Origin of the sequence: Acinetobacter sp. TTH0-4 (genome assembly GCF_015602665.1) — a bacterium.
Classification (GTDB): Bacteria; Pseudomonadota; Gammaproteobacteria; order Pseudomonadales; family Moraxellaceae; genus Acinetobacter; species Acinetobacter albensis.
Genome location: NZ_CP059079.1, coordinates 1,209,263 through 1,225,267 on the forward strand (window position 1 = coordinate 1,209,263; position 16,005 = coordinate 1,225,267).

Annotated in this window: 16 protein-coding genes; 13 read left to right on the plus strand and 3 right to left on the minus strand. The window is 38.0% G+C overall.

All coding sequences use genetic code 11. The annotated features are described in order from the left end of the window. Nucleotides 1-71 precede the first annotated feature (71 nt). The 6 genes from fumC (at nt 72) to H0S58_RS05640 (ending at nt 5,742) form a co-directional block, all read left to right on the plus strand. Nucleotides 72-1,466 (plus strand): class II fumarate hydratase, encoded by a 1,395-nt coding sequence (gene fumC / locus H0S58_RS05615; RefSeq protein ID WP_195727384.1) that lies wholly within the window; start codon nt 72-74, stop codon nt 1,464-1,466. A gap of 101 nt (nt 1,467-1,567) precedes the next feature. Further along, complete coding sequence (locus tag H0S58_RS05620; RefSeq protein ID WP_195727385.1) at nt 1,568-2,059, plus strand: hypothetical protein; 492 nt, start codon at nt 1,568-1,570, stop codon at nt 2,057-2,059. Between the two features lie 413 nt (nt 2,060-2,472). Further along, complete coding sequence (locus H0S58_RS05625) at nt 2,473-2,916, plus strand: DUF2946 domain-containing protein (protein WP_195727386.1); 444 nt, start codon at nt 2,473-2,475, stop codon at nt 2,914-2,916. A gap of 265 nt (nt 2,917-3,181) precedes the next feature. Further along, complete coding sequence (locus H0S58_RS05630) at nt 3,182-4,621, plus strand: cytochrome ubiquinol oxidase subunit I (protein ID WP_092720700.1); 1,440 nt, start codon at nt 3,182-3,184, stop codon at nt 4,619-4,621. Then, complete coding sequence (gene cydB, locus H0S58_RS05635; RefSeq protein WP_092720699.1) at nt 4,618-5,622, plus strand: cytochrome d ubiquinol oxidase subunit II; 1,005 nt, start codon at nt 4,618-4,620, stop codon at nt 5,620-5,622. Before H0S58_RS05630 ends, cydB begins: the two co-directional genes overlap by 4 nt. 9 nt (nt 5,623-5,631) lie before the next feature. Next, nucleotides 5,632-5,742, plus strand: coding sequence for a DUF2474 domain-containing protein (locus H0S58_RS05640; RefSeq protein ID WP_092720698.1), 111 nt, complete (start codon nt 5,632-5,634; stop codon nt 5,740-5,742). A 162-nt stretch (nt 5,743-5,904) separates the two neighbouring features. On the opposite strand, the gene H0S58_RS05645 is transcribed toward H0S58_RS05640, so the two are convergent. Both H0S58_RS05645 and H0S58_RS05650 read right to left on the minus strand, forming a co-directional pair. Further along, complete coding sequence (locus H0S58_RS05645) at nt 5,905-6,456, minus strand: thermonuclease family protein (RefSeq protein ID WP_053577849.1); 552 nt, start codon at nt 6,454-6,456, stop codon at nt 5,905-5,907. A 131-nt stretch (nt 6,457-6,587) separates the two neighbouring features. Continuing rightward, nucleotides 6,588-7,505, minus strand: coding sequence for a LysR family transcriptional regulator (locus H0S58_RS05650; RefSeq protein WP_195727387.1), 918 nt, complete (start codon nt 7,503-7,505; stop codon nt 6,588-6,590). Nucleotides 7,506-7,596: 91 nt separating this feature from the next. Here H0S58_RS05650 and H0S58_RS05655 point away from each other — a divergent pair, with 91 nt between their 5' ends. The 6 genes from H0S58_RS05655 to H0S58_RS05680 all read left to right on the plus strand — a co-directional run bounded on the left by H0S58_RS05655 (nt 7,597) and on the right by H0S58_RS05680 (nt 13,050). Beyond that, nucleotides 7,597-8,829 (plus strand): acyl-CoA dehydrogenase family protein, encoded by a 1,233-nt coding sequence (locus tag H0S58_RS05655; RefSeq protein WP_195727388.1) that lies wholly within the window; start codon nt 7,597-7,599, stop codon nt 8,827-8,829. Between the two features lie 158 nt (nt 8,830-8,987). After that, nucleotides 8,988-10,115, plus strand: a complete 1,128-nt coding sequence (locus H0S58_RS05660; RefSeq protein ID WP_195727389.1) for a phosphotransferase family protein — start codon at nt 8,988-8,990, stop codon at nt 10,113-10,115. Further along, complete coding sequence (locus H0S58_RS05665) at nt 10,112-10,810, plus strand: histidine phosphatase family protein (protein WP_195727390.1); 699 nt, start codon at nt 10,112-10,114, stop codon at nt 10,808-10,810. Before H0S58_RS05660 ends, H0S58_RS05665 begins: the two co-directional genes overlap by 4 nt. Nucleotides 10,811-10,861: 51 nt before the next feature. After that, nucleotides 10,862-11,605, plus strand: a complete 744-nt coding sequence (locus H0S58_RS05670) for an SDR family oxidoreductase (RefSeq protein ID WP_195727391.1) — start codon at nt 10,862-10,864, stop codon at nt 11,603-11,605. A 107-nt stretch (nt 11,606-11,712) separates the two neighbouring features. Then, nucleotides 11,713-12,423 (plus strand): SGNH/GDSL hydrolase family protein, encoded by a 711-nt coding sequence (locus tag H0S58_RS05675; protein WP_195727392.1) that lies wholly within the window; start codon nt 11,713-11,715, stop codon nt 12,421-12,423. Nucleotides 12,424-12,456: 33 nt separating this feature from the next. Beyond that, nucleotides 12,457-13,050: a uracil-DNA glycosylase family protein gene (locus H0S58_RS05680; protein ID WP_092720690.1), complete on the plus strand. Its 594-nt coding sequence runs from the start codon at nt 12,457-12,459 to the stop codon at nt 13,048-13,050. 113 nt (nt 13,051-13,163) lie between these two features. Here H0S58_RS05680 and H0S58_RS05685 read toward each other — a convergent pair whose 3' ends face one another. Next, on the minus strand, nt 13,164-14,717 hold the full coding sequence (locus tag H0S58_RS05685) for a phospholipase D family protein (protein ID WP_195727393.1): 1,554 nt from the start codon (nt 14,715-14,717) through the stop codon (nt 13,164-13,166). Between the two features lie 138 nt (nt 14,718-14,855). Here H0S58_RS05685 and H0S58_RS05690 point away from each other — a divergent pair, with 138 nt between their 5' ends. Then, entirely contained in the window at nt 14,856-15,971 is a 1,116-nt protein-coding gene (locus H0S58_RS05690) for an S-(hydroxymethyl)glutathione dehydrogenase/class III alcohol dehydrogenase (protein WP_195727565.1), read from the plus strand. Nucleotides 15,972-16,005 lie beyond the last annotated feature (34 nt).

Below are 16,005 nucleotides of genomic sequence, written 5' to 3' on the forward strand. Positions count from 1 at the left end.
AAGATCATAACAGATAGCATTTGTACAAGAAATTCAGAAAATTGTAATATTACACAGTAATGAGGTTAAACATGCAAACACGTATTGAACATGACACTATGGGTGATGTTGAAGTACCAAGTGAAGCAATGTGGGGCGCACAAACACAGCGCAGTTTGCAGAACTTTAAAATTGGTCAAGAGCGTTTACCGCGTGCCATGATTCGTGCCATGGGTTTAGTGAAGAAGGCTGCAGCTATAACCAATGCTGAATTGAATCAAATTCCACAAGAATTATCACATTATATTGTGGATGCGGCAGAAGAAGTGATTTCTGGAAAATGGGATAGCCAATTCCCGCTGGTGGTTTGGCAAACAGGTTCAGGCACGCAAAGTAATATGAATTGCAATGAAGTGATAGCCAATGTTGCCAATCAAAAGCTAGGGAATCCTTTAGGTTCACAAAAACCTGTTCATCCCAATGACCATGTCAATCGTGCTCAATCGACCAATGACTCATTTCCTACCGCGATTCATGTGGCGGCATGTTTGCAAATTAATGAATTATTGATACCTGCAGTGCAGCATTTGCGTGACACTTTAGATCAAAAATCCAAAGAATTTTCAGATATTGTCAAAATTGGTCGTACCCACTTACAGGATGCGACCCCTTTAACTTTAGGGCAAGAGTTTAGTGGTTATGTGTCACAGCTTGAACATGGATTGAAACGTCTACAGCAAGCTCTTTCAGGTTTGTATGAATTGCCTTTAGGGGGAACAGCTGTTGGAACAGGGTTGAATGCTCATCCTGATTATGCAGAAAAAGCCGCTGAACAATTGCAAATACTCACGGGTTTACCTTTTATCACTGCACCCAATAAGTTTGAAGCATTAGCAGGACGTGACGCCGCAGTATTTGCTTCTGGCGCTTTAAAAACTTTAGCTGCCAGTTTAAATAAAATTGCCAATGATATTCGTTGGTTAGCTAGTGGCCCGCGTTGTGGATTGGGTGAACTTCGAATTCCTGAAAATGAACCCGGTTCGAGTATTATGCCAGGCAAAGTCAATCCAACTCAAAGTGAAGCAATGACTATGGTGGTCGCTCAAGTCTTGGGTAATGACACCACCATCAATGTGGCGGGTGCTTCAGGCAACTTTGAGCTGAATGTTTTTATGCCGGTGATTGCATTTAACTTATTACAGTCTATTCAATTGTTGGGTGATGCATGTAATAGTTTCAACGAGCATTGTGCTGTAGGCATTGAGCCAAATCGCGAAAAAATTGATTATTTCTTACATAATTCACTGATGTTAGTGACGGCTTTAAATCCGATGATTGGTTATGAGAATGCTGCCAAAGTCGCTAAAACTGCATACAAGGAAGGCAAAACGCTGAAGCAGGTGGCTGTTGAACTGAATTTAGTCACTGAAGCACAGTTTGATGCGTTGGTCATTCCTGAGGAAATGGTTTCACCTAACGTAAAATAATCATCTGATTGCTTGAAGTCTTATCAATTGCACAGCAGTGGTTTTTATCTGCTATAGATATGCGTACAATAGCGCTAGAAATTTACTGCTGATGATTGATTATGCTTAATGTTTATTTAACAGATGTTCAGAAGAAGGTGCAATTAAAGGATTATCCGGGTGAGCATCCTGTTAAATTTATTTTAAATTATAAAAAGATATTTCCAAGCATTATGGAGTTACTTCTTCCTGTACTTCCAAATGATGAGAATCTGGATGAAATGACGTGGGAATCTACGACTGCGGATTTTGAATTGTTTAAATTGTTGTTAAGCGGTTGGGGGGTAATTGAGTTACGCCTAAATGCGCTGTCGCAATTCAAAAATAAGGATTATGCCGATCAACTGGTAAAAACTGCGCAACAAAAACGTAAAGAATATGCTAAAGCTCAACAGAAATTAAAAACTGTTGAATTGGATTATTTATTCATGCATGAAATACATGCCTTGATTGATGCAGAATTGGTTGAAATTGGTGAAAAATTCTATTTGCCGATATTACGTAATCTATGGAAAGATAAAGTTTCGCATCCTGTTTTAAATGCAAAGTTTTAACATGCTATAACAGCCAATAAATAGACTTACAAAATAATCTGTCTCCCTGAAAATGGGAGATTTTTTATCTAAATGATGCTTTATATTTTAGCTTAACCCAATAATTATTCAGATAATTTAAAGAAAGCGTATTAAAATATAAGATTAAACAATAAAAATAATTTAAAGCATCTATCAAGATATTTTTTCTTGCGAATACTCCAGTTCCTATTTATGTGCAAAATAACAAATTAAAAGGTACAGTTGAATAAATATAAATCTAGAAATAGATTTTAATTCATCATTCAAAGCACTTTCAAATTGTGTTGTTATAAACTATAGTGCTTGAAGATTGAGCTGATTTAATCACCTTCAATTCAATCATTGAATGAAAATGCGTTTAACAAACAACCAAATTGATATTTTGAGATGGAATGTTGCTACGTAGTGGGTTATTACTTGCTTGTATAGCTGTACTTTTACAGATCGCAGTCTATTTACAGCCTTTGTTACCGGAAAAATTTCATATTGCTCCGGTCTGTTTGTCAATGACGCATAATTTACTAACATCTTCCTCTCACGATACGCATTCTGTACATCATCACGCTGACTCAGATCGTCCTTCTTTAGACCTAACGGGTTTAAAAGATTATTTTTCCTATCATCATCAACATGTGCATGATATGCATAATCATCAATGCCAATACTGTAAGGTCTATGGCGATATTGTCATGCCTCCAGATTTTGGCATTCAAGAAGTGATTGATCGGATACATGTTCGTTTTTCGATATTCGTCAGATTGTATAAGCACGTTTATTTCGAATTACAGCGTTTATTTTTGATGCCGCAAGGACGAGCACCGCCTTCCTCTCTATAAAAAAACAGATATTTCATGGTTTTAAATGAAATTAATCCATTATTTTATAGAGAACATTTATGAATACTTTTTTTATTTTCCATTTTCTTGGGAAATGGAGCAGTTGTAAGCAAATTTTGAGTGATTTAAAGTGGGGCGAAATAATAAGCCAACATACTTTACTTAAACTTTTGGCGTATGCTGATTTTTATCAAAACAACAAGATAGCGCGATATGCAGATTGCGTACCGAATAACGCTTCAATCGAATTAAAAAAGGTGATGCTATGAATTTAGGTTTAACCGCACTTGAGTTAGCGCGCATACAATTCGCTTTTACCGTCTCTTTTCATATTATATTTCCTGCAATTTCCATTGGTTTAGCCAGTTTTCTCGCCGTTTTAGAATGGCGCTGGCTAAGAACTCAAAACCCTGTATACCGTGATTTGTTTAAGTTTTGGGTCAAAATATTTGCCATTGCTTTCGGAATGGGTGTTGTTTCTGGCGTGGTGATGAGTTATCAATTTGGTACAAACTGGAGCGAATTTTCACGCATAGCGGGTAGTGTGACTGGACCACTGCTCGCTTATGAAGTGCTCAGTGCATTTTTCTTAGAAGCGGGTTTTTTGGGCATCATGCTGTTTGGTTGGGGGCGTGTTGGCCCACGAGCACACTTTTTTGCCACCTTAATGGTTGCGGTAGGAACCTGTATTTCAATGTTTTGGATTCTATCCTCAAATAGTTGGATGCAGACACCGCAAGGGTTCAGTATTGAAAATGGCATTATCGTTCCACAAGATTGGTTTGCGATAGTTTTTAATCCATCTTTTCCTTATCGCTTGGCACATATGGCAGCTGCAGCATTTTTGGTGTCTGCTTTGTTGGTGGCTTCAACCGCAGCTTGGCATTTACTAAAAGGTCGCCGTGATGCCTTGGTCAAAACATCATTTTCCATGGCCTTATGGATGATCTTAGTGCTGGCACCATTACAAATTTTTATTGGTGATATGCACGGTTTAAATACTTTAGAGCATCAACCAGCAAAGCTTGCAGCAATCGAAGGACATTGGGAAACCAACCATGATGAAGGAATGCCCCTTTATTTGTTTGGTATTCCAGATATGCAAGCAGAAGAAACAAAGTATGCCGTGGGTATTCCCAATTTAGGCAGTTTGATTATGACGCATACCTTGGATGGTAAGGTCACAGGATTAAAAGAGTTCGCACCAGAAGACCGCCCCAATTCACTGATTGTGTTTTGGAGTTTTCGTATAATGGTGGCCATGGGAATGCTCATGCTTTTACTGGCCCTGATGGCATTGGTTTTACGTAAAAATAACAAGCTATTTGAAAATAAATGGCTACATCGTTTTGCTTTTGTGATGGGGCCATCTGGATTTATTGCTTTACTTGCAGGCTGGTTTACCACTGAAGTCGGACGTCAGCCTTGGGTGGTTTATGGCGTGCTGCGTACCAAAGATGCATTGTCTCCTGTATCTGCGGAACAAGTCGGACTAACGCTCATCATTTTTGTTGTGGTGTATTGTGTGGTTTTTGGGATTGGCATTTATTACATGCTGAAACTCATGCATAAAGGTCCAGAGTTTATTTATTCAGTGCCGCATAGTGATGAAGAGGTCATTCAAGCTTCAAAAAGACCATTGGGCAGCACCGATGAGGATCTTGATGCTAAACCAAGTGACAATCATCAGGAGGAAGGCAAATGATTGATTTATCTTTAATTTGGATTGTAATTATTGCTGTAGGTGTACTGATTTATGTCGTGCTAGATGGTTTTGATTTGGGAATTGGTATTTTATTTCCATTTATTCAAGCTGAGCAAGAACGTGATGTCATGATGAATACCGTTGCTCCTGTATGGGATGGGAATGAAACTTGGATGGTATTGGGCGGTGCAGGGCTGTTTGCCGCTTTTCCATTAGTTTATTCAACGGTATTGTCTGCGCTATATATGCCCGTTATTTTAATGGTGATTGCATTAATTTTTCGTGGGGTGGCGTTTGAATTTCGATTTAAAGCTCATCGTACAAAGCATTTTTGGGATAAAGCATTTATTGGGGGTTCTATTTTAGCCAGCTTTTTTCAGGGAATTATTTTGGGTGCCTATATTCAAGGTATAGAAACCACCCATGGTATTTATAGTGGAGGTGGTTTAGATTGGCTAACGCCGTTTTCTATATTTACAGGAATCGGCGTGATTGTACTTTATGCCACATTAGGATGTGGTTGGCTGATTTTCAAGACAGAAGCAGATCTACAAAATAAAATGTACAGCTTGATGCCAAAAATGATGCTGGCTTTATTAATCATTTTTGCAGGTGTCAGTATTTACACACCATTGGCGCATCCCGAAATTGCACAACGCTGGTTTAGTTTACCTCAGTTAATCTATTTTAGTCCTGTACCGATTTTGGTTTTGGTTTTTAGTTTTCTAGCTTTCCGTGCGTGTAAGCAGCGAAAAGAACTCAGTCCATTTATCTATACATTAGCCTTGGTTTTACTGGCATATACGGGTTTTTTAATTAGTTTATGGCCTTATATTATTCCGCCATCAGTCACTATTTGGGAAGCAGCGGCACCTCAAAGTAGTCAGTTATTTGCATTGATAGGCGCACTGCTATTAATCCCGATTATTATTATTTATACCGCTTTATCGTATTGGGTTTTCCGAGATAAAGTACGTATTGGTGATGACGGTTATCATTAAGGGGTCAATATGAAAATTTCACAAACGCAGTGGTTTATTTTATTGTGGTTGGGTGGTTTTTTTGCTCTTGCTTTAATTGCAGGCGCATTTCGGCTCTTAATTCAATGGGCTTATATTTAAGATTTACTTGAGTTGAAAGATTGGTCTGCTATATATGCAGACCAATCTTTTTTAGCAAGAAACAGTTAAAATGTTTTATTTATTCAGTTCCAAAGTAAATATTATTTTAAATCCTGCTATTCTCATGGAAAAATTGCGATACATATTCATATTTATAGCCCGTTACTTACTCTGTTTACGATAAATACTTGGGCGTACTGGGCGCGAGCTTTTCCAAAGGCCTTTTTTCTGTTTTTTGGCTTTGTTCTGTAAGTTCAACAGATAATTTAAATGCTTTTTATCTTGAATATATTCTTCATACACCCATGCAGCACCGCGTTTGACCATTTCTTCATTGATATTTTTACGATAGCGATACACCACGCCCACACAGCGTCCATAACGATCAATATCCGTAATTTTCACCCGAACCATTTTATTTTTAACCATGCTTTGAACCAGCCGCTGGGATTCCTTACCATAGCTTTGGCTGGATTCAGGGGCATCAATATAAGCAAAGCGTAATTTGGTTTCAGAGCGTCTTATATTAAAACGGTAGCAGGTGAGAGTGTCACCATCGCTCACCGCATTTACACGGCACCAATATTTTTGACCTTTTTTAAATGGACGAAAAATATTTTTTAAATAAACGATCAGCTTATGCAGTAGATAGTAAGAAAAACATAAAAAGAATAATCCCAGCACAATTTGCCAGGTGGGAGAAAGAGGCAACAAAATTAAATCCAAATCGTTAAAATGAGTAGTGTAAATACACGGCTCTAAGATCGATTATTGTAGGACAAAGTTAAGGAGTACATGGCTTAAAAGCTAAACGCTCAGTGTTTAATTTTGTGCTTATAAATAGCCTAAGCAAAAATTTTGAGTATTTCACTGCGCAAAAAATGATGCCTTGAATTTTCTTCTAGGTCTTTGTGCCAAAACATTCCAATATGAATATTTGGCAGTGGTATAGGCACTTCAAAGACATTTAAATGATTGTGCCGATTTAAATGTCCCAATATATTTTGAGGTATGGTTAAAATTGCTTTAGGCTGCTGACTCAAAATTTGTAGTGCGGTTGAGTAATGTTGGCAACGCAAAAAAATCTGCCGAGAAAGTTGTTTACGATTTAAATAAATATCTTCGACCAAAATACCTGTACGACGAGAAGATACGCCTATATGGGGTGAAGCCAAATAAATTTCTTCATTCATCTGTACTTGCTGAGTACAAATCACAAAATGATCGTGTGCCAGTGTCTGAAATTGTATTTTCTCACCAAAATTTTGTTCCAAATCGATGACAAAATCTATTTGCTGAGTGGCTAAATCGGTGAGCACATTTTTACGATTCAATTTAATACTTAAAAATTGAATGCCAAGATTGAGTCGATGAAAATGTTCAACTAATTTGGGAAAGATAATTGGTTCAATTTCATCATGTACCGCAATTTTTAAGTTTTGTACTTTACTGGACTCAAACTGGTGCTTTTGCATTGAAATATTTTGAATCGCCATTAACGCATTTTTAATGACTGGATAAATCTGTTCAGCAAAAGGCGTGGGCAGCATTTTGTTGCCAGCACGTACTAATAAATCATCTTGTAATTGTTGTCTAAGCCGTTGCAAAGCATGACTGGCTGCGGATTGGCTTATACACAAAGTTTGAGCGGCTTTTGAAATACTTTTTTGTTCATAAATACCAATAAAAAGAGGATACAAATTAATATCAATACCATGAAAAATGGCCAGATCAATAATGGGTTTGTGATGAATATTATGCATAATTTTATATGGTATTAAATCATTTTATTCATAATAAATTTCGGACTAAAGTGTTGTAAAGGAAAATAAAGACTATTTTTAAGGGAAGACCATGTTTGAATTATCGGTGCAGGCACAAGACTTTGTAGAACGGACTAAACATTTTATCAAAAATGAAATTGAACCCATCGAAACCGAATTTTGGAATCAGGTACATGCACTAAACCAAGGTGGTGATTGGACAATCTGGCAATGGCCAGCTGAACTTGACGAATTAAAAAATAAAGCTAAAAAAGCTGGTCTTTGGAATATGTTCTTGCCAGATCCTGTATTAGGGCAAGGTTTATCTGTTCAAGAATATGCTCATATTGCAGAGCTGACAGGTCGCAGTTTAATTGCCCCTACTGTGTTTAACTGTAATGCACCAGACAGTGGTAACATGGAATTATTATGGCGTTATGGCAGTGAACAGCAAAAGCAGCAATGGTTAATCCCATTATTAGAAGGCACAATTCGCTCTGTATTTTGTATGACTGAACCCGTCGTGGCCTCTAGTGATGCAACCAATATGCAGGCAACAGCAGTCATTGAAAATGATGAAATCGTTTTAAATGGACGTAAATGGTGGTCTTCAGGCTTGGGTGATCCCAATGCAAAAATGATTATTTTTATGGCACATACGCCCGATAAATCCAAAGACCGTCATCATCAGCATTCTATGGTTTTGGTTCCTATAGACACTGTGGGCGTAAAAATAGAAAGAATGCTTCCTGTATTCGGTGATTATGATGCACCGCATGGACATGGCGAAATTAGCTTTAATAACGTACGTGTGTCTATAACTAATTTTATCGGTGGTGCTGGTCAGGGATTCGAAATTGCCCAAGGACGCTTAGGTCCAGGTCGAATTCATCATTGTATGCGTTGTATTGGAGCTGCTGAAAAATCGTTAGAATTAATGATTGATCGTGGGATGAGTCGTCAGGCTTTTGGAAAAGAAATTTTAAAACTGGGCGGCAATTTAGAACGCGTAGCTGAAGCTCGTGTCGCGATCGATCAAGCTCGACTTTTGACTTTATATGCGGCTTATAAAATGGATACGCTAGGGAATATGGCAGCGTTAACTGAAATATCCGCGATTAAAGTGGTTGCTCCTAGTGTGCTAGAGAAAGTGGTTGATATGGCGATTCAAATTCATGGCGGGGCAGGCGTTTCTCGTGATACGCCGCTCACTGCTTTTTTTGCTCAGGCGCGCAGTCTACGGTTAGCCGATGGACCGGATGAAGTACATAAAGGCATGATTGCGAAACTTGAACTGGCAAAACGTGGTTATGTTTCGCGTTGAACATTAGTTTTTAAAGTGATGATTTAAAGTTTAATGATGCGATTTCTTACAACTTGACCGAAAATTTCTCTCTATCAGAGAAAATAACAAGGTATAACGAAGAGATCGTTTCATTATTTAAAAATTAAGGATTGAGCGAAATAATAAGGAAAATCATAATGTCAGTTATTGATTTGGGTGGAAGTGTCCGTCAGGGCGAAGAACTTGACTCCATTGCTGTAGAAAATTGGTTGAAAAAGCAAGGGGTTGATTTACAAGGGCCGGTTGAGGTGAGTCAATATTCAGGCGGTGCCTCAAATTGGACTTATCGCTTAAAATATCAAAATATCGATTTGATTTTACGTCGTCCACCAAAAGGGACTAAAGCAAAGTCGGCACACGATATGGCACGTGAATACCATGTCCAGAAAGCCTTGGCGCCATTTTATTCAGTATTGCCTGAAATGGTAGCGCTGTGTCAGGATGAATCGGTGATAGGTTGCGACTTTTATATTATGAAGCGCATAGAGGGCATTATTCCACGTGCAAAATTACCGCCCGAACTGCAATTCGGTGAAGCTGAAATCCATCGATTGTGTATTAATGTCGTGGATAAATTAATAGAACTGCATGAAGTACCTTATCAAGCAACTGAACTTGAAAAATTAGGAAAAGGTGAAGGCTATTGTCGGCGTCAGGTGGAAGGTTGGAATGCACGTTATGAAAAAGCCCGTACCTTGAATGTTCCATCATTTAAATTTGTGCGGAAATGGTTGTTAAAAAATATTCCCAACGACTCAAAGACTTGCATTATTCATAATGACTGGCGTTTTGATAACATTATTTTAGATCCCCATAACCCGACCGAAATTATTGGTGTATTGGATTGGGAAATGGCGACTTTAGGCGATCCTTTAATGGATTTGGGGTCTGCGTTGGCGTACTGGGTTGAAGCGACAGATCATCAAATTTTTAAAAATACTCGTCGTCAACCAACCCATTTAAAAGGGATGTTAACGCGCGAACAAGTGATCCATTACTATTTGGAAAAAACGGGTCTAAATACTGAAAACTGGGCATTCTACGAAGTATTCGGTATTTTTCGTTTGGCTGTTATCGCACAACAGATTTATTATCGCTATTATCATCAGCAGACCAATAATCCTGCATTTAAAGATTTCTGGATTGTGATTCATGCGTTGCATATTCGTGCATTAACACGCATTGGCAAACAAAAAATAGAGGCCAATACGCATGCACAAAAATATATGACTAAACTTCAACAAATTTTAGGAAAAGAAAAATGACCACAATCTATTTAATTCGCCACGGACAAGCTTCATTTGGTGCGGAAAGTTATGACAAACTTTCTCCAAATGGTGAATTGCAGGCGATATTATTGGGTCATTATTTCAATCAAATATTAAAAGAAGCACCTTATGTTGTGGCAGGTTCAATGCAGCGTCATCAACAAACAGCCACTTTGGCATTGGCACAATGCTTTCCCGAAGTTGAATTTGAAACTGATCAGGCTTGGAATGAGTTTAATCATCAGCAAGTATTTGCCCAATACGAACCACGTTTTAATCAACCACATTTACTCAAGCAAGATGTTGAAAATGAAATTAATCCACGGGCATATTTAGCCAAAATTTTTGAAGGTGCAATAGGACGTTGGACGGGCGGAGAATATCATCATGAATATGATGAGTCTTGGCCACATTTTAAAAATCGTGTTGAAAGTGCACTACAAAATTTATGTGATGAATTGGCTAAAACCAAACCACGCTATGCCGTGGTCTTTACCTCTGGCGGTGTGATTTCTGTAGTGGCAGGAAAACTCTTAGAATTAAATCCAAACCGAACGTTTGCACTCAATTGGGCCATCACCAATGCCAGTATGACCACCTTACGTTTAGTGGGTAATGAACCCCAATTATTAAGTTTAAATGAACATCATTTTATTAAAGCTGAGAATTCGCAACTTCTGACATGGATTTAAAATCATCAATAAACACTAACAAATTAAAGGATGATAACAAGGAAGCATGATATGACAAAAACAATTTTAATCACGGGTGCAAGCTCTGGAATTGGTGCAGGCATGGCACGAGAATTTGCACAAAAAGGATATAATCTGGCCATTTGTGCACGTCGTTTGGAACGACTCGAATCTTTAAAACAAGAGCTTGAAAGTCAATATGGTATCCAAGTCATTGCAAAAACCTTGGATGTGACAGACTACGATCAAGTATTTGTCGTGTTTAAAGCTTTTAAAGCAGAATTTGGCACAATCGATCGTATCATTGTCAATGCTGGGGTGGGTGACGGTCGTCGTATTGGAAAAGGAAATTTTTCGATTAATCGAGCAACAGTCGAAACCAATTTTATTTCTGCTTTGGCACAATGCGAGGCCGCTGTAGAAATTTTCCGTGCACAAAATTCGGGTCATTTGGTGATGATTTCTTCGATGAGTGCTATACGGGGTATGCCCAAACATTTAACCGCCTATGCTGCCAGTAAAGCCGGGGTTGCACATTTGGCAGAGGGGATTCGTGCAGAGTTGCTCGATACACCGATTAAAGTCAGTACGATTTTCCCGGGTTATATTCGTACAGAACTCAATGAAGGTGCGAAAAAATTACCTTTTGAAGTCGATGACAAAACTGGCTCACGCTTACTTGTTCAGGCAATTGAAAAACAACGGGTAAAAGCTTATGTGCCACAATGGCCATGGTTGCCAATAGGCATGGCGATGAAAATTCTACCGCTCAAGTGGGTCAATAAATTAGGCTGATTTTTAAATAATAAGGCTTATTCTGAGCCTTTTATATGCAAATCAGCGATGATTTTAAAAGCTAAAAATCGTATATTGTGGTTGTATTTCTTAAATTGTGTTCGTGTATGCTTTTAAAAATATCTACCCTTGTTTTAATTCCATCCTTATTGATTCAAGGCTATGCTGTCAAAAAAAAGACCTTACGATTGGCTGAACCAGATGGACATCGTCAAGGCACTGTAGGCATAGGCAAGCCATTGTCTATTTTAATTTTAGGTGACTCGGCAGCAGCTGGTGTAGGCGTAACAACTCAAGAAGATGCTTTACTCGGTACAGTCATCAAAGCATTAAAAAATCAGTATGAAGTGAGTTATAGGCTAGAGGCAACCATAGGATATTCCAGTTTAGACGTGATCCAAACTGCTCAAAATATGCCTCACCAGCCTTTTGATGTGGTGATTACCTCTGTTGGTGTAAATGATATTACTCAATTAATATCGCCTCAAAACTGGATTAAACAGCAACACGAGCTTTATCACGAGATCAATCATAAGTTTAGCCCAGATTTGGTAATTGCCTCTGGTGTTCCACCTATGAATTTGTTTCCTGCACTCCCAAATCCTTTAGCGTGGTTATTTGGTCAATATGCCAAAAAAATGAATCAAGCCCTTGGAGACTTTATTCAAAAACGACAGAACATGCAGTGGATTGAATATGATTTGGTTCATTTTCAAAGTTTAAATTTACAGATGGCCACAGATGGTTTTCATCCGAGTAAGGAAATATATGCGCTTTGGGGTAAACAAATCGCAGAAAAAATTCGTCAAATATTTTGAATTAAATTGAATCCTTTTAAGTAGATTATTGCTATGTCAAATGAATTAGAAATAGAAACTCATCCACTGGAACCCTTTTTACCGCCGAATGCCAAACTATTAATGCTGGGAAGTTTTCCTCCACCGAAAACACGCTGGAAAATGGATTTTTATTATCCAAATTATCAAAATGACATGTGGAAGATTTTTGGTCTAATTTTTTTTAATGACAAAGAATATTTTCTAGATATCGATCACAAAAAATTTAAAGAAGGGCTTATTCGTGAATTTTTGCTCGAGAAAGGGATTGCGATATTTGATACGGCTTATCAAATCATTCGTTTAACCGGCAATGCTTCCGATAAATTTTTACAAGTAAAGACACCAACCCAATTCATTCCACTTTTAGAAAAAATACCGCACTGCCACAGTATGATGACGACAGGGGATAAAGCCACAGATACACTGATGCTTTCTATGCCTGAGAATACTGAAAAACCGCAATTAGGACGGTCGTCAAAAGTATATTTTGCAGAACGTGAGATGACCTTGTACAGGATGCCTTCATCTTCTCGCGCTTATCCTTTAGCCATTGAAAAGAAGGCAGAAGCCTATAAGCAATTATTTAAAGAAATTGGACTGCTTTAATAGAATAATTCTCATTGAGAAAAACCATAAAAAATCATTCTAGAACTACACTGTGAAAATAACCAGTCAGATAGAAATGTAATGTTTTAATCTTAATTGTCATTATCTTGTCATTACATCATCCATTCAATTGGCAGGTAAGAAACAACTTTCATTGAAAAACGTTGAAATTTTGTGGTTTCTGGATCATGTTTAAATTCAATGATCGAGCCATCTTTTTGATGATCTAACCAAATTATTTCACCCTGTTTATTGAGTTTAAGTTCATAAGCGACTTGAGGTAAGTACTGATCTAAAGAAGTCGAAATTCGTTGCTGCAACACTTCAGATTCTATAACTAATCCTACTTCAGTATTTAAATGAACTGAACGCGGATCAAAGTTAAATGAACCAATAAAAACTTTACCATCAAGGTCGAAGAATTTGGCGTGTAAACTCGAGCTGTTTTTACCTTTAGCAGGAATAACATTACCGGTGACTACTTCATACCATGTGCGTTTATTACGTTCGATATAGGGCTTAAATTCGTAGAGTTTAACGCCACTTTTGAGTAAATCATGACGATATTTTTTATAAAATGCATGTACTAAGGCAACATCATTGGCGACAAAAGAATTGGTCAGTACTCGAACCTTGACCTGATTCTTTGAAAGTTGGGTTAAATAATCTGTGCCTTTTTGAGTGGGTACAAAATAGGCTGAAACTAACTCGAGCTGCTGTTTAGGTTCACCCATAATATTGATCATTTGGTGATAAATCAGCTGCTGATTTACAGCATTCCCTCGAATTTTAGCGGGTGAGTCAGCCACAAAATGTGCTTTTGCCCAATGCACAGGACGTGCCTTTAGATGATCATTTACCTGTTTTTCTGCCAATTCTAAGCGCTTTTTTAACTGGTCTTTTTGTAAAGCTGTCAATTTATAATATTGCTGTAATTTATTAAATTGAGCTTGATTGCCATTTCCCAAAAGTTGAGTTGATGAATAACTTAAATCATCATTCCAAAAATCATGGAAAACGGTATTGGCATGTTCAACGGCAGTGCCATAAAACAGTATATCCATATCGGTAAATTGAAAATTGTCACTGGCATCGAAGTATTCTCGGCTAATATTTCGTCCCCCTGTTACCGCAATTGCACCATCTGCAATAATCAATTTATTGTGCATACGGTGATTAATTTTGCAGAAACGAAATAGGTAATCCATGACCCGAAATGTTCGAAATTTATAAGGGTTAAATAACTTAATTTCAAAGTTGGGATGATAAGCCAGTTGTTTTAACGTTGCATCCAGTTGAGTTCCATTTTGATCATCAATTAATAAACGAACTTTAACGCCACGATCTGCAGCTTTTAACAGTTCAGCCAACATTAATTGCCCAATCGAATCATTTTCCCAAATGTAATATTGTAAATCGAGGTTATGCTGAGCTTGATTGATCAAATAGAGTCTTGAGGCAATACTGATAAAAGCATCGTCCAAAGCTAAATAAGCAGTTAAACCTTGAGCCATTTGCTCATCGACGTTTGAACCGTTTAACCAATGTTTGGCATGAATCGAAATAGGCGCTTGTTTCTTGGCGTCATTCATAGGCAAACTGCATCCTGTCAGTATAATGACTAAAAATAAAAATAAGGCAGCTTGAATCGAAAGTCTGAAGTGCATGATTATTATGAGGTCATCCTGTTATCACTGGATATTATCATGTTGTTAAAGGTTGAATCTTATAATAAAAAACGGTTAATGTAGCTCATCTGTTAAAAAACTCATTTTTTTAAAAACTGAATAAGGAAGGGTCAATTGATAAAGTCACGTGCTGCGGTTGCATTTGGTCCAGGCCAACCATTGAAAATTGTTGAAATTGATGTCGCTCCACCCAAAGCGGGTGAAGTGTTAGTTAAAATCACCCATACAGGTGTGTGCCATACTGATGCATTCACTTTGTCAGGCGATGATCCTGAAGGTGTTTTTCCAGCAATACTCGGTCATGAAGGTGCAGGAATTGTGGTTGAAGTGGGTGAAGGCGTTACCAGTGTAAAAGCAGGTGATCATGTGATTCCACTTTATACGGCAGAATGTGGTGAATGCCTGTTTTGCAAATCTGGAAAAACCAATCTTTGCGTTGCAGTTCGTGCTACGCAAGGAAAAGGCGTAATGCCAGATGGCACTACACGTTTTTCTTATCAGGGTGAACCAATTTACCACTATATGGGGTGTTCAACATTTAGTGAATATACAGTGGTTGCCGAAGTATCTTTAGCAAAAATTAACCCTGATGCCAATCCTGAACAGGTTTGTTTATTGGGTTGTGGCGTTACCACAGGAATTGGAGCAGTGCATAATACGGCTAAAGTACAGGAAGGCGATAGCGTTGCTGTTTTTGGTTTAGGCGGTATTGGTTTGGCGGTGGTACAAGGTGCGCGTCAAGCGAAAGCTGGCCGTATTATTGTTATTGATATGAATAATGAAAAATTTAAACTGGCAGAAGAGTTTGGTGCAACAGATTTCTTAAATCCAAAAGATTATGAAAAACCGATTCAAGAAGTGATTGTCGAAATGACAGGTTGGGGTGTTGACCATTCATTTGAATGTATTGGGAATGTCAATGTTATGCGTTCCGCGCTTGAATGTGCGCATCGTGGTTGGGGACAATCAGTCATTATTGGCGTAGCGGGTGCGGGTCAAGAAATATCGACTCGCCCATTTCAATTGGTGACTGGGCGAACTTGGAAAGGGACTGCTTTCGGTGGTGTAAAAGGTCGCTCTCAACTGCCTAAAATGGTTGAAGATGCGATGCAAGGAAACATTCAGCTTGAGCCTTTCGTAACCCATACCATGGGTTTAGATAAAATTAATGAAGCATTTGATTTAATGCATGAAGGCAAATCTATTCGTTCTGTGATTCATTTTAAAGATTAATTTAGTCATCATTTAAAATAAAAAAACGGGCAAT

Bases quoted from the DNA above. Each gene is read 5' to 3' on its own strand.
- fumC (WP_195727384.1), top strand. From the start codon at position 72: ATGCAAACACGTATTGAACATGACACTATGGGTGATGTTGAAGTACCA.
- H0S58_RS05620 (WP_195727385.1), top strand. From the start codon at position 1,568: ATGCTTAATGTTTATTTAACAGATGTTCAGAAGAAGGTGCAATTAAAG.
- H0S58_RS05625 (WP_195727386.1), top strand. From the start codon at position 2,473: ATGTTGCTACGTAGTGGGTTATTACTTGCTTGTATAGCTGTACTTTTA.
- H0S58_RS05630 (WP_092720700.1), top strand. From the start codon at position 3,182: ATGAATTTAGGTTTAACCGCACTTGAGTTAGCGCGCATACAATTCGCT.
- cydB (WP_092720699.1), top strand. From the start codon at position 4,618: ATGATTGATTTATCTTTAATTTGGATTGTAATTATTGCTGTAGGTGTA.
- H0S58_RS05640 (WP_092720698.1), top strand. From the start codon at position 5,632: ATGAAAATTTCACAAACGCAGTGGTTTATTTTATTGTGGTTGGGTGGT.
- H0S58_RS05650 (WP_195727387.1), bottom strand. From the start codon at position 7,505: ATGCATAATATTCATCACAAACCCATTATTGATCTGGCCATTTTTCAT.
- H0S58_RS05655 (WP_195727388.1), top strand. From the start codon at position 7,597: ATGTTTGAATTATCGGTGCAGGCACAAGACTTTGTAGAACGGACTAAA.
- H0S58_RS05660 (WP_195727389.1), top strand. From the start codon at position 8,988: ATGTCAGTTATTGATTTGGGTGGAAGTGTCCGTCAGGGCGAAGAACTT.
- H0S58_RS05665 (WP_195727390.1), top strand. From the start codon at position 10,112: ATGACCACAATCTATTTAATTCGCCACGGACAAGCTTCATTTGGTGCG.
- H0S58_RS05670 (WP_195727391.1), top strand. From the start codon at position 10,862: ATGACAAAAACAATTTTAATCACGGGTGCAAGCTCTGGAATTGGTGCA.
- H0S58_RS05675 (WP_195727392.1), top strand. From the start codon at position 11,713: ATGCTTTTAAAAATATCTACCCTTGTTTTAATTCCATCCTTATTGATT.
- H0S58_RS05680 (WP_092720690.1), top strand. From the start codon at position 12,457: ATGTCAAATGAATTAGAAATAGAAACTCATCCACTGGAACCCTTTTTA.
- H0S58_RS05685 (WP_195727393.1), bottom strand. From the start codon at position 14,717: ATGCACTTCAGACTTTCGATTCAAGCTGCCTTATTTTTATTTTTAGTC.